The following is a 15,848-nucleotide window of genomic DNA, read 5'->3' as shown; positions in this document are numbered from 1 at the left end:
TAATTTTGGCATTAAGAAGGATGAGCAGGCGGCAGCTGGAGATGCTGTTACAGCATCCCCTGGTCACCTATGGAGTGCGGATCGTGATCCTGTATGGCTTTAGCGTGGTGTTCCGTTCTTTTGACATGTCGTTTGCCAGTACCGGCGGATCTTCCTTTTTCCGGAAGCAGTCATTTAGCCTGATGTTTGTTGCGCTTGGGTTGCTGATATGGTTGACGGGGGAGGGGCTTTCCCGGTTCTTACAAAAGCGCATGACAAAAAAGCGGTTTCCGTATTCCGTTGTTTTACCCTGTTTGGGGCTGGTGTTATTCGGTGTTTTCGCAGCATTCCTTTTCGGCCTTACGTATTCGTTTTATGATATTTATTTTTTTAATAACTACGAAGCCTGGAAAAGTTTCAGCCGGTTGAGTTATGACCTGATATTCGGGGCCTTTATCTTTTACCTTCTGATCTTGAGTTTTAACGGGCTTCTTTTTTACTATAAGAACTGGCAGGAGGCCCGGCTCAATGCCGAGCGGCTGAAGCGGGAGAATATGCAGGCCCGGTATGATGTGCTAAAAAGCCAGATCGATCCGCATTTCTTTTTTAATTCGCTAAGCGTATTGACAGGTCTTGTTTATCAGAGCGCTGACCTGTCGGCCGAATATATAACACAGCTTTCAAAATGTTATCGTTATATCCTTGATCAGAAGGAAGAGAACCTGGTTCCGGTTCACACAGAACTGTCTTTTCTGGAGTCGTATTTATTCCTGATCCGCATTCGCCATCAGAGCAGCATCCGGTTCCATATGGACACACCCTCGGAAAAACAGCGAGCTGCATTGCTGCCGCCCTCTGCCCTGCAGATGTTGGTAGAAAATGCGGTCAAGCATAACCGCTTTGCCGTAAACGCGCCGCTGGATATCAGCATCCGGTTTACTGATCAGTATGTTATTGTATCCAATGATCTGAGGAAACGCAACGGGATCCGCTTTTCCACGGGTGTGGGATTGTCCAACATCCGGAAAAGGTATGAACTGATCACCGGCGCAACGGTGGATATTAAAGAAACCTGCGATCATTTTACGGTGCAGCTTCCCCTGCTTCCGGAAGCATTAAAAGAGCAGTTTAATCAATAAGAGTAAATGAATAGCATCATATTTGAAGACGAAAAGCTGAATGCAGACCGCCTGATCCAGTTACTGGAAGGACTGGTGCCGGATCTGAAAGTACTCCGGGTGATCGAATCGATCGATGAGGGAAAAAAATGGCTGACAGCACATGGCAGCAATATCGACCTCGCGTTTATGGATATCCAGCTTTCCGATGGTAATTGTTTTGAGTTGTTTCAGCAGGCGGAGATCAGGATGCCGGTGATCTTCACAACGGCCTATGATAAATTTGCCCTGCAGGCATTTAAAGTGCACAGTATTGACTATCTCTTAAAACCGGTGGAGCGCTCAGCGCTGGAGCGGGCCCTGCAGAAATTCAACTACTTTAAACCCAAAGCAGATCCCGGCACGGCCCTCGATCTGTCGCGGATAGCCGAGGCGTTTTACCGGCAGGAAAATACACGGTTTGTCGGCAGGGCCAATAACCAGATCGCATACGTAAAGTCGAAAGATATAGCCTGCGTCTATTATGCCGATGGGATCACCAGGGCGGTAACACATACAGGAAAGAAAGTACCACTGGATTATTCCCTGGACCAGATGGATAAGATGCTGAACAAAACGATGTTCTTTCGCATCAACCGGAAGATGATCATCTGTATCGACGCTATTGTAAAGATCAACAGCTATTATAACAGCCGGCTGGTCCTGCAGCTGAACCCCGAAGCGGATACCGATACGGTGGTGAGCCGGGAGCGGGTGGCGCTTTTCAAAGGCTGGCTGGAAGGGCGGGACGCGGGGACTGTGTAAGGTTTTGGTTCCGAACCTTCGGAAAGGCCGGTGTTTCATTGCTCACGGGACATTTTTTTGTTTCAGGGCAGATCTGTTTTTTGCTTGATGTTTTTCCGAACCCCGAACATTCGGGGCAGAAGACGATTAACTATGGACGATCGACCATCAGCCATTAGCACTGTTCAGATCCGTTTTTATATTATAGCCCCCCATTTCCACACTTCCCTATTTTCACCTTCTCATATTCTCACCTTCCCCAATTGTCGCCTGTTTGCAAAAAAACGCACCAGCAACATGCCTGCCAGGAAGCCCCCGATATGTGCAGCATAAGCAACGCCCGAGGCTTCGCTGTTGCCGATCGTATTTACCTGGCTGACCACCTGCATAATGATCCAGATGCCCAAAGTAATGACCGCCGGAACGCGGAATGTAAATAGCAGCGCCCAGATGCGTACCCGGTTTTTGGGGAATAAAACCAGGTATCCGCCCAGCACACCGGAGATCGCGCCCGAAGCCCCGAGACTGGGAACGAGCAGGCCGTCTCCCAGGAAAAAGGCCATCAATACATGGGCCAGGGAGGCCAGCACACCGCATAAGAGATAAAACACAAGGTAGCGGAGATGCCCCATTGCGTTTTCAATATTGTCTCCGAAAATGGACAGGTACAGCATATTCCCCAGGATATGCGCAATGTTCCCATGCATGAACATAGAAGTGAAAATGGTGGTATAGACGGGTACCGGGGATGGACCGAGATCATTTGTTCCGACAATATCCCTGCCGGTAAGGATCTCTCCCGGAACGGCCGCATAACGCATCAGGAAATCAACATTGGTTCCCAGCCGCTGATAGTAGATGAAAACAAAAATATTGACAGCAATTAATAAATAGTTTACATAAGGGGTAGTGGTGCGCCCGGTATTGTCGTCCCCGATTGGCATCATAACGGATAAAATTTAAAATGAACCAATATGCCTCTTATAAGGAATATGCGATGATAATGCAAAGTAGGATAATTAGACCTAAAATCAAAAAGGGCTTGTAACGGTTAAAACGGATCGTTCTGCGGAGCGCTGCTTCTTTGTTTGCTATCAGTACTTTGCTCTCTGGGGGGGCTGAGACCTTTTTAAGCTGTACCAGCATTTGCAACTGATCCTGCGGGTATAATAAAAACAGGCTGTGGGTCATCCATTTGACTACTTCCCGGTTAATGTCCTGCTGGTTGAACTGATTCAGGATCTCGATCCCGGAGGGGGCAATAAGCGCAAGCAGGGTTTCGTAAAGCCCCTTTTTGTCAACCCGGTATTCATCGTAATGAATAAGCTGCTGGTGGGCGGCTAATACAGCCTTTAATATCTGTGGAGGCGTGGTTGCTGTTTTTTCAACAGGTGCGCCCATCGATTGGCTCAGCCAGCGTTCCTGCAGGTATTGCGCTTTCAGTTCCGGGCGGGTCAGTGTATCATAAGCCTCCTTAATAAGATTGAAGCGGGCGGCAGCATAGGTGTCGGAAGGATTTTTATCGGGGTGGCAGGTATGTGCCAGCTTCCGGTATGCTATCTTTATATCGGCAAGGGTGGCAGAAGGGGGCACCCCCAGTATTTGATAATAGTCCTTCAACGCGAATAACCGTTTTACGCAAATTTAATGATCTGTGGCCAGTCCCGGTCATTGGCAACGCCTTGATTAGCTGGTTCTGAATGCCCTGACGCTTAATTCTCAGTTCCGGATCCCGGTTCCGGATTCCCCGCTGCGAAAATGTTAATAATTTTTACTTAAATTTTTCATAACAATTGTTAGTTTGCCGGCTGTTTGACAACTTCAGCAATAAATTGCCGTCTATAAAATAAGAGAAAGCAACAGCACCTGAATGCCTGCCGCCTCGGTAACAATTTTAACTCAAAAAAATAATTTTTAAACATGAAACGACTTATTACCACATGGAGCTTTGGTTTATTCCTGGCGCTGGCTTTGTCTGTTTCTGAGAAGGCAGCAGCTCAGCCAAGGGTTGGGGTAAGCATTAATTTTCAGACCTTTTATGACGAGCTGAGTCCTTACGGGGAATGGATCGATTACCCGGATTACGGGTATACCTGGCGTCCGCGGGTAGGTACCGATTTCAGGCCCTATTCGAGCAATGGCCGCTGGGTGTATGCCGACGGTGACGATTGGATGTGGGCGTCTGATTATGACTGGGGCTGGGCTCCTTTTCACTATGGCCGCTGGTTTTACGATCCGTTTTACGGATGGATGTGGGTGCCGGGTTACGAGTGGTCTCCGGGATGGGTAGCCTGGAGAGGCGGCGGCGATTATTACGGATGGGCACCGCTGCGCCCCGGTATCAGCATCAATATCGGGTTTGGCAATTATAACCCTCCTTATGATTACTGGACCTTTGCTCCCTGCCGTTATATGGGATCCCGTTATATCGACCGGTACTATTACCCTTACAGGAATAACGTAACCATTATTCATAATACAACCATTATCAATAACTATGGTGGCCGCAGTTATGGAGGAAGAGGATATTATTCGAACGGTCCGCGCCGTACCGATGTAGAACGGTATGCAGGGCGTGTTCAAACCGTTCGGGTGCGGGATGCAAACAGGCCGGGCCGTACTTCAATAGGCCGCAACGAGGTGTCTGTTTATCGTCCATCTGTTCAGAGGGGTAGCGATAACACCCGGTATGCGCCGAGGTCCGTTGAGCAATACAACCGGGAAGCTGCCCGGGTAAACCGCAGCAACACCGGTCGTGGGAGTACAGAAGCCGGAAGAAGAGGTGATGCCGTACGGGGGCGCTATGAGAACAATAACCCGGGTACCGATGTAAGAGGAGATCGGGGCGTGACCGGTGACCGCAGGAGCCGCAGCAACCAGGAAGTATCCGGGGGCCGCACCTCAGGGCGTACGGCTGGCGATGTACAGGTAAACAGGGAGAACGAACAGCTAAGTCAGCGCAGAAGTGACAGGGAAAACGCGCGGAGCAACGATGGAGTGGTACGGCAGCGCGATCAGCAGATGGAGCTGCGCAGGAGCCAGGAAAACACCCAGCGGGCAGAGCAGATGCGGCAGCAGCGCGATCAGCAGATGGAAGCGCGCAGGAGCCAGGAGAATACCCAGCGGGCAGAGCAGATGCGGCAGCAGCGTGATCAGCAGATGGAAGCGCGCAGGAACCAGGAGAGCACCCAGCGGGCAGAACAGATGCGGCAGCGTGAAAGTCAGCGGCAGGAAGCCGTACGTAGCCGTGAAGCCCAGGTACAGAGAAGTGCACCGGTAAGAAGTGATGGCGGCGGATATTCCAGGGGCGGTGGCTACCGCGGAGGAGAAGGCAGCAGCCGGGGCAGCGCCGAAGGCAGAAGAAGGTAAAAGATAGCAGGCAACGTTTAGTTTTTTATAATTTAAAGTGTATGAGAGTCGGCCCCGCTTCCGGGGCTGATTTTTTTTGCCCTCTTGTAACCATGGGGAGCGTGCGGCAGGGGATCTCTTTAGAACGGACCAGGAATACTATATTCAAAGAAAAACATACCGGATTCAGTTATTATATGGATGTTTGGAGCATGATGGGGCATCTTGTGGGAAATATAATGATCATGAAAAGAGAAATTGTTCTTATTGCGTTTGTGTTGTTGCCGGCCCTGACCTTTTCCCAGTATAAAAGCATCGAAAAACTGGTTAATGGCAAGCCCTGTGATACCTGTGAGGTAAAATACTATATGCAAACGGGTAATACATTGGAATATGCATTTATTGGCGGGCGTTTTAATTCCAACCGCCTGTCCGCTGCTCTTAATGAATTAAAAAGAAGCGCGCCCAATGCAGCTTATGAGCAGAGATGTTATGTGACCAGGGATAGTGTTATTGAAATCGCTTTTTTGGATAACCGGAGAGGCAATCCCTATCCCATGGCTCAATCCGTTATGTGGGGAAAAAACTTTGATTATTCATTTATGTGGAAGGATGGCTTCGATTATAAAAATATCCGGGTCAGGACCCTGCTCAACAATAAACAGGTATTAAATGATACCGCCCTGACGGATCTGAAGCCCGTAAAGGATTTTATCATAAACGATATTAAGTATGACCAGGAAACGGGTGACGAAAAAGTGACGGGTACGCGGGGCAATTACAGCACCGGGCGTTTTGCTTTGAATGTCGGGGATGTGGTTACCGTTACACTATTTAACACCAAAATAAAAAAAGAGGAGCTCCGGCTTTATATTAAAAGGGTTTTTGATAGCCCAACCGGTTTTTTCTACTATGAAGTTCCGTTTAAAGCAGTAAGAGCCTGTTTAAATTTTATTGATGTAATTTATTATGAAGCTATTTTGGAGCGAAACAAGGAAAATTTTGCAGGCATAGTAGGCCACTATGGCGAAAAATTTAACGCAGTTGCAGCCCAAAACAGCCATAATAAAGCCATTGAATGAATTTTAAACAGGCTCTAAGTCTGAAGGAGAATTTTCAGGCATTTTTAACCTCAGATATAAGCAGGGAAAAAGTTAAAGACGGGGATGCTGTCCATGACTTTTCTTTGCAAACGGGAAACTTAGGTGTTCTGTCTTTTTCATCGGACAATGATGATATTATTGAGTATAGGTTTTCAACGGATGAAAATTGGAAAAGTACCAGGAACGCCTCTGGTTCCCTCTTTGAAAAGAAGGCTTATATTTTATTGGATCAAACCGATGTTCCTCCGGGAGCAACCAAAACACTTTTACTCCGGTATAAGGGGCTTCCGGGGTCTGTACATAAAATAAACATCAAGGGAATTGATGCGTCAGCACATAACTCCTGGACCAGGATTGGAGCGGGCTTTTTGCTTGCGCTTGGCTTTTTTTACATATTCTATTTGCTGAAACGGCGGCAGCATAAAAAGCAACTACTAAGACTCCGTCAAAAAAATAAGGACGTGGAAACACAGTTGTCGCTCCTTAGTGGCCAGCTGAATCCGCATTTTTTGTTCAATTCGTTAAATGCCATCCAGGGAACGTTAAACAGTGAGAATCCCGAACGGGCGAATATTTATATTGGCCATGTTGCCGGTTTTATGCGTGATGTAATGGATTATGGTAAAAAGGAATTTATATCCCTTGAGGAGGAGCTGAGGCTGGAGGAGGCTTACCTGCAGTTAGAGCAAGAGCGGAAACCATTTTTTTACCATATTAATATTGTTGGACCGGTTGATGCCACCCAAACAGATTTTCCGCCGCTGTTGCTGCAACCGGTGCTTGAAAACAGCATCCGGCATGCATTTGCAGCGTCCGCAGTTGCAGCTGCATTGTCTGTTGAAGTATCGGTGGTCAATAAGAACCTGATGGTACAAATAACAGATAATGGTAGCGAGTGGCAACCCGATGCTGTAAGGGAAGGGCATGGCCTGTCGCTGGTAAAAAAACGCATAGCTGTGTATAATGAAAAGTTAAGCACCATGAACATCAGCATGTCTACTATTTACAAGAGTGGTACCGGAACTATTACTACCTTTACTTTTAACAATTGGCTTGTATGAATAACCTTACCTGTTTTATCGTGGATGATGAACAAGGCGCTATTGATACACTCAGTGTTTTTATCAAACGGTACCTGCCATTCCTGGAAATTAAAGGCACGGCTACCGCTGTTCAACAGGCGCAGGCCTTTTTATGCGCAGATCCCGTTGATCTTTTATTCCTTGACATCCGGATGCGGCAGGAAACGGGGTTTGACCTGTTGCGGCAATTACCCGGACATAAGGCCCATATAATTTTTGTAACGGCTTATGATGAATATGGCATACAGGCCATTAAATTTTCGGCAACAGATTATTTATTAAAGCCGGTTCGGCCGGAGGAATTGATCGCAGCAGTCCATAAAGTAAGCCAAAGAAAAGAAACAGAAAAAGACCAGGTGGCCATGTTGTTGCAGTCATACGATCTGCAGCGATCCCATACACAAAAGAGAATAGCGTTGCCCGGTCAGGCTGAAACCCGCTATGTATTGATCGAAAATATTGTTTGCTGCAGGGCCGATAACAGCTACACGTCCTTTTATATATTGAATGAAAACCGGCCGGTAGTTGTTTCGCGGTCTATTTCCGAGTATGAAGGCCTGTTGTTTTTATATGGATTTGTACGGATTCATCAGTCCTGGCTGGTTAATAAGAACCGGATCAGTTCCTTTAAGAAGGAAGATGGCGGCTACCTTTTCATGGATAATAAAATGCAGGTGCCGGTAAGCCGCCAGCGCAGGCATTTGCTGAAGGAATTATAAGCGCACCTGGAGGCATTGTATCTTTAACCCTTTTTTGCTTTCCCGTTACTCCATATTTTCCTCGTGATGGATCAGCTTGCCTTCCAGTGTCATACCCTGGATCACTACCCGGAATGCATCTGTCACATCATTGTTGTAGAAGGAGATCATGACCTGGTTTTTCTTAGGGTCCACAACTATATTGGGGTTCCAGTAAATGGTGGTGCGTATATCCTTGTCAGCATCGGGTGCAACGAACTGGCTGTAATACTTGGGAACATAAAATTCCTTAATGGCAGTATAACCTTCAATACGGCTCGCCGACATACCTTTACCGGGTTCGGGTTTTACATCATCGCCCCGCCGCGTATAAATGGCAATGGCTCCGTTTGCGCCATTGGCACCTCCTACAAAAGGCGGGCGGAATGCTTTGATATAGGCGATGTCATTTACATTAATGGAGGAGGCAAAGCTAACGTCTGCGGGCATTTCATCGATATATATCTGGGGCGCACCACCTCTCCAGTTCAGGGAAGCGCTGGACCCCGAGCCGGAGATCTGCAGCCCTGCAACCTTCCCCTGCAGGTAGGTAAAGATATCCATGGCGCTTTTGGCAAATGGATCATTTAGTACATCCAGCTGCACAGCGTTCAAATCACCCTTAAATAACCCGGATGAATATTTGTCGTCGAGAACCTGTACCGGCGACTTCGTTTTTGCGGCAACGGTTACGGCCTCCAGCTCCTTATACCGGTTCTTTTCGGCAATAGCGTTGGCTGCCGCCGCCAGCCTCAGGTGATAGGCGCTGCCTGCGGTATCAGCTGCAAATGGAGCCCTCCAGGCGGTGCCCGCATCCGGTACACGGAGTTTATCCGGCATAAACTGGACGGCAGACCCGTCAAGTGTTTTATCCTGTATTTTAAAGGCCACTCTTGCGGTGTCAAAGAATATGGAAGAAGGATCATTGAATCGGCCGTCTTTTGTAATCGGCATCATCAGCATTTTTCCCTCTGTATCTTTTTGCTTCATCATTACTATAATGGAAGAACCCGGTGAAATGGAAGAGGGCATAATGCCCGTCAGTTTACCTGAAACAGAAATATAGGAAGAGTCCCTCGGGTAACGGATAGCGGGTAGTTCGCCTGCGATCAGCTTATCCCAGTTAAAACGGCGCCAGCCATTCGTAAGCATTACCAGGTCCAGGTGCTGTTGTACCTGGAAGGAGCTGTCCTTGAAGTAATAGGCAGGGTTGAAGACCTTTCCCTTAAGCTCGCCGGTCAGCATCAGGCCCGAAAAAATATTTTCTGTGCTGTCACCGCCAATGGCCAGGTCTGTAACGGCAACAGACAATGAAGCCGGTGCTGCTTCGGGCAGGGTTATGATCAGCTCGTTTCTTCCCCGGTGGCTGAGCCCCCAGTGTTCAACTTCCATCGTGGCCGGGCGCGCATAGGCGCTGTTGTTGTCAACATAAGTGATCCGCTCTGCCAGCGGCTTCCAGTTCTTATCAAATACAGTGATCGTCAGGATACCATAGGGCAAACTTTCGAGGGGGATGCTCCCGGTTACGGGACCCGCTTTCTGGGACCTGCTGATGTTGAAAACGGCATGCTGGTACATTGTGCCTACAATATGCAGGCTGTCTGTGCCGGCTGCCGCGCCCGGACTGACCTGTACCTCAAAATTCCGTTTGCCGGGTACGACGGCTACTTTCAGAACAATGCCTTCTGGCTTAATTGCCGGAAGCGGTGTTGTATAATCTGTTTTTTTGTCATCCTTCCATTTGGCAGTATATTTTGCGTTCGGTTTTGGGGTAAGCAGGATATAGCCCATGCCATCGTGCATATTCCGGATGCTGTCTACAAATTTTCCGCCCTCATCCACCACGATACCGGAGATCTTCACCGGGTCGCCAAAGGCGTTAACAGCTTTATAGGCGATCTTGTTCTGCAGCCCCGCAACGGCATCCCCGCCCTCGGGGAAAAAAGTAAGTGCAGGCTTCATATCGGCGCCCGTTTTACCGGCGGCGGGCGGCGCGCTGCTGATAACCGGCAGCTTCTTGGAATAAAGGAACGAAGAGTCAAAATTCAGCATCCAGCTGGTGTAGGCTTTCACCGTCAGTGACTTTCCGGTATAAGTGTCGGGCAGCTCAAACTGGCCGTTGGTCATCCCGTTTACCAGGGGGCTGGAAGTGTGCTGCAGGATCTTCCCTTTATCATCGATCCAGTCTATATAAAAGGTTTTGCTGGCTTCCGCCGGGGCGATCTCAGCCAGCAGGTACGCTTTGAACCAGATGGTTTCCCCGGGCGAATAACTGCTCTTATCATAGTGAATATAGGCGCGTTCCGGGGTAAAATAGCTGGCAAAACGCTCGATTTTTCCCATAATATCCTGTGCTTTCAGCGATGCAAATGCACCGGGGGCAAGCAGCAGGAGCAGGAAGAATCTTTTATAACAGGCTGAATGCTTTAATTTTATCATCATAGTAAAAGCGAAAATTAACATTTGTACCGTAATTGCAGGCATTTCCACCCCCCAATTTTATGATAATTTTAATGAAGAACAGGGTAAAGACGTATTTTTGCCGCTGAAGATACAGTTTTTCAATTATTTGCTTACCTTTGCATCCCGTTTCAAAAAACGGGAACATTACTGAAGAGGTCCAAAAAGGGGGGCGCCCGGGCGTCAACACCTCAAAGGTGTCACAAGAAAATAAAGGTACAATGCCTAAAGTAAAAACGAACTCCAGTGCAAAAAAACGTTTTAAAGTAACGGCTACTGGTAAGATCACCCACCAAAAGAGTTTCAAACGTCACATTCTGACCAAAAAATCAACCAAGCGTAAACGCGGTATGCGTATTGATGGTGTTGTTGCAAAATCCAACATGAATTTTGTGCAGCGCTTATTGCGTTTAAAATAAGCAATTGCTTGATTTTTATTTTATTAATTACAATTAAAATTATTCAGATATGCCACGTTCAGTAAACTCAGCAGCTTCCAAAGCCCGCCGGAAAAAGATATTAAAACAAGCCAAAGGCTTTTATGGCAAACGTAAAAATGTATTTACCGTTGCCAAAAACGTTGTTGAAAAAGGGATGACCTACATGTATGTAGGCCGTAAATTAAAGAAGAGAGATTACCGCGCTTTGTGGATCGCACGTATTAACGCTGCGGTTCGTGAAGAAGGATTGACCTACTCTGTTTTCATCAACAAACTGAAAGAAAAACAAATTGATCTTGACCGTAAAGTACTGGCAGACCTGGCCATGAACAACCCCGAGTCGTTCAAAGCCCTGGTTGCTTCGGTTAAATAAACATTGTTTTTATCATATTATAGAGCCCGCCGGTAACGGCGGGCTTTTTTAGTGGCTGGCGGTCTATAACGGTACTGCGCGCTGTCAGTTGAAATAATAGCTTAGTCCCAGGGATGCATACTGCATTTTAGGCTTCCTGCCCGGTACATCATAGGGTTGTTCTTTATATGTTTTTGAAAAATGATGGGTGAAAGATGCCTGCAGGGCGAACCGGTCGTTGAGCATTTGCTCGGTCTTTGCCTGGCCGGCAAACCCGGCTGTGCGATAGTTCTCTCTGGAACCGCTGCTGTTTACCAGGAGGTAAGGAGAAACCCCCAGGCCAAGGGCTGTTTTTTTGAATATATGGTATTTAGCCCCTATGTTCAGTTGTGTGTATACCTGGCTTACGCACCCCGGAGCAGTACTTTGTACCGGGTTCCCGGAAGGCACGACCTCAGGGAAGCCTCCTGCGTAACCGTCAAATTCCATAGTAATATGCCGGGCCCCGGGCATCTCTAACCGGGTGGGATCGCCGGGGGAAATGAACCTGAGGGTAGTGCGTACCCGGTCATTCGTCATAACTACCCCGGCAGCAGCTTCCAGCAAAAGTCTTTTAACTGCGGTCGGGATCATAAATCCCCCCGAAAGTCCGGCGCCCCATTTGTTGTTAAATGCGGAACCCGCAGTAATGGTTGCACGCGTTGGCTGATTGTCGATTATTACATCGTAGGCCCCTGTATTACCGGTTTTCCGGATCAATGAAAAGTTGCCTTCGGGTCGGATAAACCAATGAACCTGGCCATATCCCGTATATACCAGGAAAAGAAGCAATAAGCAAAAAACTGTTTTGGAAGTACGCATTAATAATTTTGATTTGCTGTAAAACTAGGGGAATTATGGTTGAGGCAGCGGAGCTGTTTTTATGTCTGCCGGTGTGCTTTGCATAAGCTTTGTCTCGTGCATCTGCCAATAGCCGGAATAAGCCAGCCTGGCTGTTTTCCTGGGCAAAAAACATTTTCAAATTTTCAAATTGGCCAATTGCATAATTCAGTAATTTAGCGGGCAATTTTAAAAAACTTAAAAGCTGCCGGCATTCACCGGATTTGTTGGGTAATGAATAATTCATACTTAGGCTTAGTAGACCAGACCTTTAACTTTCCCCAGGAAGGAATCGAAGTAGAAGATGGTTATTTGAAATTTAACGGTATTGACCTGAAAGCCCTGATCAAAAAGCATGGTACGCCTCTTAAGGTCAGCTATCTGCCCAAGATCGGTATCAACATCAACAAGGCAAAGCAATACTTTGCCACAGCAATGAAGCGGCACAAATACGAGGGGGAATATTTTTATTGCTACTGCACCAAGAGTTCGCATTTTTCATTTGTAGTGGAAGAGGCGCTGAAGCACAATATTCACCTGGAAACTTCTTTTGCCTACGATATCGACATCATTAACCAGCTGTATAAAAGAAGGAAGATTACAAAGGACATCAATATTGTTTGCAATGGCTTTAAACAAAAAGCCTATACCTCGCGCATCGCAAAGCTTATTAACAGCGGGTTTAAGAATGTGATCCCCGTACTGGATAACAAGGAGGAACTGCAGATGTATAAGCGGAGCGTAAAAAGCAAAGAGCCTTTTAAACTGGGCATCCGCATTGCAGCAGAAGAAGAGCCTACTTTCCCTTTTTATACATCGCGCCTGGGCATAAGGGCTAAAGATGTACTGGAGTTTTATGTAGATGAAATTGAGGGGAACGAGGATAAATTCCAGCTTAAAATGCTACACATTTTCCTCAATAAGGGGATCAAGGATGATATTTATTACTGGAGTGAGCTGCGTAAAAGCATTAACCTCTATTGCCAGCTCAAAAAGATCTGCCCGGAACTGGATTCCATCAATATCGGGGGAGGCTTTCCTATCAAACACAGCCTGGCCTTTGAATATGACTACCAGTTCATGATCAATGAGATCATCAGCAATATCAAATCGGCCTGTAAAAAGGCGAAAGTACCGGTGCCCAACATTTACACCGAGTTTGGTAGTTTTACGGTAGGAGAAAGCATGGCGCATATTTACAGTGTGATCGGGGAAAAGGTACAGAACGACCGGGAGACCTGGTATATGATCGACTCTTCATTTATTACAACCCTGCCGGATACCTGGGGAATTGGTGAGCGTTTCCTGATGCTGCCTATTAATAAATGGAACAACGAATACCAGCGGGTGGTACTGGGTGGCATTACCTGCGACGGGCACGATTATTACGATTCAGAAGAGCATATCAATGAAGTGTTCCTCCCCAAGATCAAAAATGATAATGGCGTAGGCGGATTGGGAGTACCGGCCATTGAAGCCACACCCAGAAACGCGGAAAGCGATGCGGAACCGCTGTATGTTGGTTTCTTTCATACAGGGGCCTACCAGGATCAGATCAGCGGGTACGGCGGTATTAAACACTGCCTCATCCCATCGCCCAAGCATATCATCCTGGAATATGATAAGAACGGGAAGCTGATCGAATGGGTATATGCAAAAGAACAAAGCTCTCAGAGTATGCTGAAGATATTGGGGTATTTGAGGTAAGGAAACTCCCGTGGCCGGTGCACCTGTACGGATGCTGAATGTTTTCCTCCGGAAAAGCCGGCGGTACGGCCCCGGCGATCCAAAGGGCGGAACATCCTTGTTGCAAAAAATACCCGCTGTACGCTTTTTATGAAAAATATTTTTAAGGTATATGGGTTGTTGTTTTTGGGGACAGTAGCCGCCTGCAGCCGGAATATGGCCCCGTTGGTAAGCTCCATGCATACAGAGGGGCTCCATCATAAATGGAAAATTACGGCGCTGAAGGGCTATGATCAGCCGCTTTCCCAGGCGGGGCTGGATCTGAGGAATGTATCCCATTCATTTGCAATAGCCGGTTGCGACACATTAAATTTTACACCGCGGTTTGGCGACGATAACCGTATAGCACTGGATGACCTGGTTTCTTATCCCGTTGCTGCTGGTTCTCCCTGCCCGAACGATGCGCTGAACGCGGTCTTAAAAGACAATCTTGCAGCGGCCAGCCATTTTGAACTGGATGGCGAACAGCTGGAGCTCCGTAGCAGGGAGGGAGACCGTCTTTTGAAGGCCGTTATCGATCCCGGAGATGAAAAGGGCAGTATCCGGCGCCGGTGGCGGATCACCAAAATGATCAATGTTGCATCCGACAGCTTTGCGATGCAACACCCGTTTATAGATTTTACCAACCTTTCTGCATCCGGGGCCTTTGTGGGCTGTAACCGGCTGGGGTTTGCAACAAAGGTTGTGCCTCCGTTTTCTATTTCCATTTCCCATATATCCGGTACCTATAAATATTGTAGGGATGCCGCCGGTTTTGAGTCGATCCTTACCAAAGCGCTGCCATTGGCGGCAAAATACCAGGTGATCGGTAACCGGTTAAAATTGCTCGATAAGGAAAACCTGCTGTTGCTGGAGGCGGTGGCAGATACCAGCCCGGCAACAGATCTGCAGGGGAGCGGCTGGAACCCGTTGCGCCGGGAATGGATGCTGAAAAAGCTGGATGGGATAGATGGAGAACTGGTGATACAGTCCAGGGCTTCGATCAACCTGGCCGATCATAAGCAAACCGGCGGCATGGCCGGGTGCAACAGGATCATGTTTACCGCTCAAACCGGGGAAGGATCTTCGATCCGCTTTTCCGCGATTGCCGCCACCAAAAAATTCTGTGCCGAATTTATGAAGGTGGAAGCGCGTTACCTGACCCTGTTGCCGCAGATCCGTTCTTATGAGCTCAGCGGGCATTTTATAAAATTTAAAGATGCCGCCGGTAAAGTCCTTGCTGAAGGCGTGGCATCGGATTGGGATTGACCGGTTGGGAAAGCGGGGCGGTAACGCCTTACATGCTGCTGCTTTACAGTGCTGTTGCGTTTGGTCTTTTTGTTTCGTTGTTTATTAGAGGGGCGTTTTGAAAATGGTACCAGGGAAAAGGCCCGGCTCATTTTTACAGAACGAACGCCAGAAATAAACATATTTATGAAAAAACAATTGCGAATAGGGACAATTTCCCTTTTATTATTTATTTCAGCAATGCTGGCATCCTGTAAAAAAAAGGATACGTCCCGGGAACAGGGGGCCATTGCCGGGGATTGGATCCTGTATACGGAGCATGGCGCAAAGATAGGTACGCTGTCTTTTCGTTCAAATGATTCTGTATATTTTAACGAGGGGTGCTGCCCGCAGAGCGGCATTTACGCAACGGTGGCACGCGACCGGTACCAGATTCTGTTTGCTCCCCGGCCGTGCATGGCGATATGCCTCAACTGGTTTGCGACTGATGCCGCTGTTACGGTAAAGCTAAACGGAGACGAATTCCGGTTGTTCCAGGAACAACCGGACCTGCTGTTAAAAGGGCGCAGATCGTCCGATTGAGAAGACCCGCAA

The 15,848-nt window shown here is 47.7% G+C and carries 15 protein-coding genes; 11 read left to right on the top strand and 4 right to left on the bottom strand.

The genetic code is table 11. The features are described 5' to 3' along the window. Positions 1–5: 5 nt before the first annotated feature. Positions 6–1,118, top strand: a complete 1,113-nt coding sequence (locus tag BLS44_RS16595) for a sensor histidine kinase (RefSeq protein WP_245729239.1) — start codon at positions 6–8, stop codon at positions 1,116–1,118. Positions 1,119–1,124: 6 nt separating this feature from the next. Beyond that, the gene (locus tag BLS44_RS16590; protein WP_090391340.1) at positions 1,125–1,901 is read left to right on the top strand and encodes a LytR/AlgR family response regulator transcription factor; all 777 of its coding nucleotides are present in this window, start codon (positions 1,125–1,127) and stop codon (positions 1,899–1,901) included. A gap of 221 nt (positions 1,902–2,122) precedes the next feature. Here BLS44_RS16590 and BLS44_RS16585 read toward each other — a convergent pair whose 3' ends face one another. Continuing rightward, positions 2,123–2,827, bottom strand: a complete 705-nt coding sequence (locus BLS44_RS16585; RefSeq protein WP_090391339.1) for a rhomboid family intramembrane serine protease — start codon at positions 2,825–2,827, stop codon at positions 2,123–2,125. 34 nt (positions 2,828–2,861) lie between these two features. After that, positions 2,862–3,500, bottom strand: a complete 639-nt coding sequence (locus tag BLS44_RS16580; protein WP_090391338.1) for a J domain-containing protein — start codon at positions 3,498–3,500, stop codon at positions 2,862–2,864. Positions 3,501–3,800: 300 nt separating this feature from the next. Between BLS44_RS16580 and BLS44_RS16575 the strand changes: the two genes are divergently transcribed. From BLS44_RS16575 to BLS44_RS16560, 4 genes are read left to right on the top strand one after another with little or no spacing between them, the layout of a single operon-like run. After that, the gene (locus BLS44_RS16575; RefSeq protein ID WP_090391337.1) at positions 3,801–5,249 is read left to right on the top strand and encodes a DUF6600 domain-containing protein; all 1,449 of its coding nucleotides are present in this window, start codon (positions 3,801–3,803) and stop codon (positions 5,247–5,249) included. A gap of 41 nt (positions 5,250–5,290) precedes the next feature. Further along, positions 5,291–6,310: a hypothetical protein gene (locus tag BLS44_RS16570; protein WP_143019817.1), complete on the top strand. Its 1,020-nt coding sequence runs from the start codon at positions 5,291–5,293 to the stop codon at positions 6,308–6,310. Further along, positions 6,307–7,392 carry a sensor histidine kinase gene (locus BLS44_RS16565; protein WP_090391335.1) on the top strand — a complete coding sequence of 362 codons (1,086 nt, stop codon included), beginning with the start codon at positions 6,307–6,309 and terminating at the stop codon, positions 7,390–7,392. Before BLS44_RS16570 ends, BLS44_RS16565 begins: the two co-directional genes overlap by 4 nt. Next, on the top strand, positions 7,389–8,132 hold the full coding sequence (locus BLS44_RS16560; protein WP_218127767.1) for a LytR/AlgR family response regulator transcription factor: 744 nt from the start codon (positions 7,389–7,391) through the stop codon (positions 8,130–8,132). Before BLS44_RS16565 ends, BLS44_RS16560 begins: the two co-directional genes overlap by 4 nt. 45 nt (positions 8,133–8,177) lie before the next feature. Here the strand turns inward: BLS44_RS16560 and BLS44_RS16555 are convergent, their stop codons facing one another. Further along, positions 8,178–10,592 (bottom strand): hypothetical protein, encoded by a 2,415-nt coding sequence (locus BLS44_RS16555; protein WP_090391333.1) that lies wholly within the window; start codon positions 10,590–10,592, stop codon positions 8,178–8,180. A 239-nt stretch (positions 10,593–10,831) separates the two neighbouring features. On the opposite strand from BLS44_RS16555, the gene rpmI reads away from it, so the two are divergent. After that, positions 10,832–11,029 carry a 50S ribosomal protein L35 gene (gene rpmI, locus BLS44_RS16545; protein WP_026309486.1) on the top strand — a complete coding sequence of 66 codons (198 nt, stop codon included), beginning with the start codon at positions 10,832–10,834 and terminating at the stop codon, positions 11,027–11,029. 49 nt (positions 11,030–11,078) lie between these two features. Beyond that, positions 11,079–11,423 carry a 50S ribosomal protein L20 gene (gene rplT / locus BLS44_RS16540; protein WP_018626400.1) on the top strand — a complete coding sequence of 115 codons (345 nt, stop codon included), beginning with the start codon at positions 11,079–11,081 and terminating at the stop codon, positions 11,421–11,423. Between the two features lie 84 nt (positions 11,424–11,507). Here rplT and BLS44_RS16535 read toward each other — a convergent pair whose 3' ends face one another. Continuing rightward, a complete protein-coding gene (locus BLS44_RS16535) occupies positions 11,508–12,263 on the bottom strand; it encodes a hypothetical protein (protein WP_143019816.1) in 756 nt (251 codons plus the stop codon). A 252-nt stretch (positions 12,264–12,515) separates the two neighbouring features. On the opposite strand from BLS44_RS16535, the gene BLS44_RS16525 reads away from it, so the two are divergent. The 3 genes from BLS44_RS16525 to BLS44_RS16515 all read left to right on the top strand — a co-directional run bounded on the left by BLS44_RS16525 (position 12,516) and on the right by BLS44_RS16515 (position 15,836). Continuing rightward, positions 12,516–13,988: a type III PLP-dependent enzyme domain-containing protein gene (locus BLS44_RS16525; protein WP_090391329.1), complete on the top strand. Its 1,473-nt coding sequence runs from the start codon at positions 12,516–12,518 to the stop codon at positions 13,986–13,988. Positions 13,989–14,117: 129 nt separating this feature from the next. Beyond that, positions 14,118–15,275: an META domain-containing protein gene (locus BLS44_RS16520; protein ID WP_090391328.1), complete on the top strand. Its 1,158-nt coding sequence runs from the start codon at positions 14,118–14,120 to the stop codon at positions 15,273–15,275. A gap of 165 nt (positions 15,276–15,440) precedes the next feature. Beyond that, positions 15,441–15,836 carry a hypothetical protein gene (locus BLS44_RS16515; protein WP_143019815.1) on the top strand — a complete coding sequence of 132 codons (396 nt, stop codon included), beginning with the start codon at positions 15,441–15,443 and terminating at the stop codon, positions 15,834–15,836. Positions 15,837–15,848: the final 12 nt, after the last annotated feature.

The sequence above is a fragment of the Niabella drilacis genome (assembly GCF_900101395.1).
Lineage (GTDB): Bacteria > Bacteroidota > Bacteroidia > Chitinophagales > Chitinophagaceae > Niabella > Niabella drilacis.
This window is presented reverse-complemented; position numbering and strand designations above follow the sequence as displayed.